Origin of the sequence: Streptomyces sp. NPDC059455 (assembly GCF_042750115.1) — a bacterium.
GTDB lineage: Bacteria > Actinomycetota > Actinomycetes > Streptomycetales > Streptomycetaceae > Streptomyces > Streptomyces endocoffeicus.
Map to the genome: position 1 here is coordinate 1 of NZ_JBHYVB010000387.1, position 5,068 is coordinate 5,068.

General features: G+C 74.8%; 5 protein-coding genes and 1 riboswitch. Of the genes, 3 read left to right on the forward strand and 2 right to left on the reverse strand.

Annotated features, from left to right (window positions below; genetic code table 11):
• Positions 1 to 177: 177 nt before the first annotated feature.
• Together ACFXB5_RS52525 and ACFXB5_RS52530 are read right to left on the reverse strand one after the other, a co-directional pair.
• Positions 178 to 543 carry an Rv2175c family DNA-binding protein gene (locus tag ACFXB5_RS52525; protein ID WP_037949046.1) on the reverse strand — a complete coding sequence of 122 codons (366 nt, stop codon included), beginning with the start codon at positions 541 to 543 and terminating at the stop codon, positions 178 to 180.
• 114 nt (positions 544 to 657) lie between these two features.
• The gene (locus tag ACFXB5_RS52530; RefSeq protein ID WP_385222964.1) at positions 658 to 1,839 is read right to left on the reverse strand and encodes an NAD(P)/FAD-dependent oxidoreductase; all 1,182 of its coding nucleotides are present in this window, start codon (positions 1,837 to 1,839) and stop codon (positions 658 to 660) included.
• A gap of 470 nt (positions 1,840 to 2,309) precedes the next feature.
• Positions 2,310 to 2,424, forward strand: a riboswitch (TPP riboswitch).
• Between the two features lie 74 nt (positions 2,425 to 2,498).
• Here ACFXB5_RS52530 and thiO point away from each other — a divergent pair.
• The 3 genes from thiO to ACFXB5_RS52545 all read left to right on the forward strand — a co-directional run bounded on the left by thiO (position 2,499) and on the right by ACFXB5_RS52545 (position 4,797).
• Positions 2,499 to 3,674, forward strand: a complete 1,176-nt coding sequence (gene thiO, locus ACFXB5_RS52535) for a glycine oxidase ThiO (protein WP_385222967.1) — start codon at positions 2,499 to 2,501, stop codon at positions 3,672 to 3,674.
• Positions 3,671 to 3,871, forward strand: coding sequence for a sulfur carrier protein ThiS (thiS, locus tag ACFXB5_RS52540; protein ID WP_020872049.1), 201 nt, complete (start codon positions 3,671 to 3,673; stop codon positions 3,869 to 3,871). The genes thiO and thiS overlap by 4 nt, the downstream gene beginning before the upstream one ends.
• Before the next feature lie 182 nt (positions 3,872 to 4,053).
• Complete coding sequence (locus ACFXB5_RS52545) at positions 4,054 to 4,797, forward strand: thiazole synthase (protein ID WP_385222969.1); 744 nt, start codon at positions 4,054 to 4,056, stop codon at positions 4,795 to 4,797.
• Positions 4,798 to 5,068: the final 271 nt, after the last annotated feature.

Below are 5,068 nucleotides of genomic sequence, written 5' to 3' on the forward strand. Positions count from 1 at the left end.
GTAGGGGCGGTGGGTGGAGCCCGGCCCGTACGCCAGGTGCGATCAGGTAGCGATCAGGTGGCGGTCAGGCGCGATACCGACGGCGGAAGCGCGAAGCCCGCGCGAAAACGACCAGGCCTGTACACAGGCCTGTACAGGTGCTGGGCGCTGACGACGTCAGACGGCAACGGCGGCGGTTCAGACGGCGAGGGCCTGAGCGCGCCGCTTCACCTCCGTACCGCGGTTCTCGCTCAGCGCCCGTGCCGGGGTGCCGGGCAGGCTCGGGTCGGGGGTGAAGAGCCACTCCAGCATCTCTTCGTCACTGAAGCCGTCGTCCTTCAGAAGCGTCAAGGTCCCCACGAGGCCCTTGACGACCTTTCCGTCACCGATGAACTCCTCGGGCACCTGAAGGACCCTGTTCTCGCCACGGCGAACGGCGATCAGCTGGCCCTCCTTGACCAGCTGCCGGACGCGCGTCACCTCGACCCCCAGCCGTTCGGCGACGTCGGGGAGGGTGAGCCAGGCAGGGACGAGAGCATCGATCTTTGCGTCAATCTCGGTCACGGAACAAGCCTGCCATCTGGGACTGACAGTGGGTAGCCGGGCGCCCGCCGCGCGGGCCGCCCGCCCCGCCCCCGGGCGCCCCGGCCGACCGCCGATCGGCGGTCCGCCCGCCGGTCAGAGGACGGCCGACTTCAGCGGCACCGAGGGGTCCTCGGCCCGCGTCCGGTCCAGCCGGGCGCCGCGCTCGATCAGCTTGCGCCCCTGGGCCAGATCGCGCGGACGGCCGACGGCCAGCAGGGCGACCAGGGCGCCCTCGCGCAGCCAGCACACCGACCAGGCGGCACCGGCCGGATCGCCGCGCCAGACCAGCTCGTCGGCCTCCGAGTGGTGCCCGGCGTACTGCACGAAGCGCCCGAACTGCTCGGACCAGAAGTACGGCACCGGGTCGTAGACCACACCGGGGAAGTGGGCGGCCGTCCGGCTCCCCACCACATTGGCGGCGACGGTGCGCGGCCCCTGGAGCGCGTTGTCCCAGTGGTGCACCAGCAGCCGCGTCCCGTAGCGGGCGGACGGGAAGGAGGCGCAGTCGCCGACCGCGTAGACGTCCGGCGCGGAGGCGCGCAGCCGGTCGTCGGCGACGACGGACCGGTCCTCGGCCAGCTCCACGCCCGAGCCCGCCAGCCAGTCCGTGGCCGGTCGGGCCCCGATCCCGACGACCACCGCGCCCGCGCGCAGCCGGGTGCCGTCGCCGAGCAGCAGCCCGCTCTCGTCGACCGAGTCCACCCGGGCGCCGGTGACCAGCCGGGCGCCGTAGTCCTCGTACCAGGCCGCCATGGGGGCCGCGACCTCGGCCGGGAGCGCGCCCGCCAGCGGCCGGTCCGCGGCCTCGACGACGGTCACGGCGCAGCCCGCCTCGCGCGCCGCGGTGGCGAACTCCGCGCCGATCCAGCCCGCCCCCACGACCGCGATCTCGCGCTGCCGGGCGAGCACCGGGCGCAGCCGCTCGGCGTCGTCCAGGGTGCGCAGCAGATGGACGCCGGGCTCTCCTTCGCTGCCCGGCAGCGGGATCGGCTCGGCTCCGGTGGCGATCACCAGGACGTCGTACGGGAGCTGACCGGTCGCGGTCTCGACGAGCCGCTTGTCCGGGCGCAGGCCGGTGACCTGGACGCCGAGGCGCAGGCCGATGCCGAGCCCGGCGAAGTCCACGTCGAGCGTCGAGCCCTCGGCCTTTCCGAGCAGTACGGCCTTGGACAGCGGCGGCCGGTCGTAGGGCTGGTGGGGCTCCGCGCCCAGCAGGACGATCTCGCCGGTCCAGCCCTGTTCGCGCAGCGCGACGGCGGTCTGCACCCCCGCCATGCCCGCGCCGACGATCACCACGCGCTGTCCGGTGCCGTTCGAGGACGGCTTCGTCGTCGTCTCATCGCTCACACGATCACTGTATTGCGGCTGGTGGGGCGGACTGGAGAGCGGCTTACGAGAGGTCGGACACAGAGTGGGGGGCCGGACGGGGGTGGGGCGGGGTCGGAGGGGGTGGGCCGGGGGCCGGGGGCCGGGGGCCGGGGGCCGGACGGAGGGTGCGGGTTGGGGGCGCCTCCGGCGGTGAGCCCCCGCCCTGCCCCTTCCCGAAACGAAGGGGCTGCGCCCCCTCGCACCCCCGCCGGGGCTCCGCCCCGGCCCCCGCTCCAACGCCGGAGGGGCTGGATGGGGAACCGCCGGGCCGGGGTGGGATGCGTCGGGGGTTGGGGTGAGACGCGGCGGAGGAGCTGGTTTGGCTGGTGTACGGCCGGTCTTTCGGGCGATTCGGGGCGCGTACTAGGGTGGCGGGACAGAGCACTCGCGGGAGCCCGGGCGGACCGGGCTGAGAGGGAGGCTGGAACGGCCTCCGACCGTACGAACCTGATCCGGGTCATGCCGGCGAAGGGAGGGGCGGCGTGTCCACGCACGCACCAGGTCTCGACTACGGACCTCACACCTCAGGCGGGCCGCCACCCGGCGGACGCTACGACGCCCTCGTCATCGGGGGCGGCATCATCGGGCTGGTCACGGCCTGGCGGGCGGCCCAGCGGGGGCTGCGTACCGCGCTCGTCGACCCTGCGCCCGGCGGCGGGGCCGCCTGGGTCGCGGCCGGGATGCTGGCGGCCGTCACCGAGCTGCACTACGGCGAGCAGACCCTGCTCGGCCTCAACCTGGCCTCCGCGCGCCGCTATCCGGACTTCGTGGCCGAGCTGGAGGAGGCGAGCGGCCAGGACGTGGGCCATCGGGCGTGCGGCACGCTCGCCGTCGCGTTCGACGCCGACGACCGCGCCCATCTGCGCGAGCTCCACACCTTCCAGCAGGGGCTCGGGCTGGAGTCCGAGTGGCTGACGGGGCGTGAATGCCGACGTCTGGAACCGATGCTCTCGCCGGGCGTACACGGCGGGCTGCGCGTCGCCGGTGACCACCAGGTGGATCCGCGGCGGCTGACGGCGGCGCTGCTCACCGCGTGCGAGCGGGCCGGGGTCGCCTTCCACCGCGACCGCGCGGAGCGACTGCTGCTGGACGGCGACCGCGCCACCGGGGTCGAGCTGACGGGGGGCGTACGGCTGGCCGCCGAGCGGACCGTACTGGCCGCCGGCAGCCTCAGCGGACGGCTCGCGGGCGTTCCTGAGGACGTCCTGCCGCCCGTACGGCCCGTCAAGGGGCAGGTGGTGCGGCTGTCGGTGCCCGAACGGTACGCGCCGTTCCTCTCCGGGACCGTACGGGCCGTGGTGCGCGGCGGGCCGGTCTACCTGGTGCCGCGCGAGAACGGCGAGCTGGTCATCGGCGCGACCAGCGAGGAGCTGGGCTGGGACACCACGGTCACCGCGGGCGGGGTGTACGAACTGCTGCGGGACGCCCATGAGGTGGTGCCCGGCATCACCGAACTGCCGCTGGTGGAGACGTGCGCCGGGCTGCGCCCCGGCTCCCCCGACAACGCCCCGATGCTCGGCCCGACCGCGCTGCCGGGGCTGTTGCTGGCCACCGGCCACTTCCGCAACGGCGTACTCCTCACCCCGATCACCGGCGATGTCATGGCCGAGGCCCTGACCGGCGGAGAACTCCCCCCGGAGGCCCAGCCGTTCACCCCCCAGCGCTTCACGACCCGCTCGGCGACTCCCTCTCCCGGTGCCCCCGGCGCCGCGCACTCCCCAGCACAGGAGCAGCACACATGACCGTCTCCGTCAACGGCGAGCCTCGCGAGGTGCCCGAGGGCACCACGCTCGACCGGCTCGTCGCGACCCTCACCCAGGCGCCCTCGGGTGTCGCCGCCGCCGTCAACGAGACGGTTGTCCCGCGCACCCAGTGGTCCGCGACCTCGCTCGGCGACGGTGATCGCGTCGAGGTCCTCACCGCGGTCCAAGGAGGCTGATCCCACCCATGGCTCCCACCACGAGCACCGCGACCACCACGAGCACCACGAGCACCGCGAACACCACGAACACCACGACCACCGAAGCCGTCACCAGCGTCCACGGCGCCGCCGACCGCGCGTCGCTCGCCGCGCCCGACCCGCTCACCATCGCCGGGACCGACTTCGGCTCCCGACTGATCATGGGCACGGGCGGCGCGCCCAGCCTGGAAATCCTGGAGCGTTCGCTGCTGGCCTCCGGCACCGAGCTGACAACCGTCGCGATGCGGCGGCTCGACCCCACGGTGCAGGGGTCGGTGCTCTCCGTGCTGGACCGGCACGGGATCCGCCCGCTGCCCAACACCGCCGGGTGTTTCACCGCCGGTGAGGCCGTGCTCACCGCCCGCCTCGCCCGGGAGGCCCTGGGCACGGACTGGGTCAAGCTGGAGGTGGTCGCCGACGAGCGCACCCTGCTCCCCGATCCGATCGAGCTGCTGGACGCCGCCGAGATCCTGGTGGACGACGGGTTCACGGTCCTGCCATACACCAACGACGATCCGATCCTGGCCCGGAAACTGGAGGACGTCGGCTGCGCCGCGATCATGCCGCTCGGCTCCCCGATCGGCTCCGGGCTCGGCATCCGCAATCCGCACAACTTCCAGCTGATCACCGAGCGCGCCACCGTGCCGGTGATCCTGGACGCGGGCGCGGGCACGGCGTCGGACGCCGCGCTGGCCATGGAGCTGGGGTGTGCGGCGGTGATGCTGGCCTCGGCCGTCACCCGGGCCCAGGAGCCGGAGCTGATGGCGGGGGCGATGCGGTACGCGGTGGAGGCGGGGCGGCTGGCCCACCGGGCTGGCCGGATCCCGCGCCGCCACTTCGCCGAGGCGTCGAGCCCGGCCGAAGGCCTGGCCGCCCTGGACCCCGAGCGCCCGGCCTTCGGCTAGCGCACGTCCGACGGATGACGGATCTTGACGCCTGTAGCGGCTGCTCCCCTCCCCGCCCCTTCCCGACACCTGACGATTTGCGGCTCCGCCGCGTGCGGGGCTCCGCCCCCAGACCCCGGGGGTCCAGGGGCGGCGAAGCCCCTGCCACGCGCCGGGCGCCTCCTGGGCCCTGAGCCTTCGGCCAGGGGGCCGGGGCGGGGCGCGCGGGCGGGGGGGGGGGCGGGCCGGCGGGCGGGCGCGCGGGGGGGCGGGCGGCGCGGGCCCCCCGCGC

Excerpts from the sequence above, each read along its gene's own strand:
- ACFXB5_RS52530 (WP_385222964.1), bottom strand. The coding sequence starts at position 1,839 with ATGGCGGGGGTGCAGACCGCCGTCGCGCTGCGCGAACAGGGCTGGACC.
- ACFXB5_RS52545 (WP_385222969.1), top strand. The coding sequence starts at position 4,054 with ATGGGCACGGGCGGCGCGCCCAGCCTGGAAATCCTGGAGCGTTCGCTG.
- thiS (WP_020872049.1), top strand. The coding sequence starts at position 3,671 with ATGACCGTCTCCGTCAACGGCGAGCCTCGCGAGGTGCCCGAGGGCACC.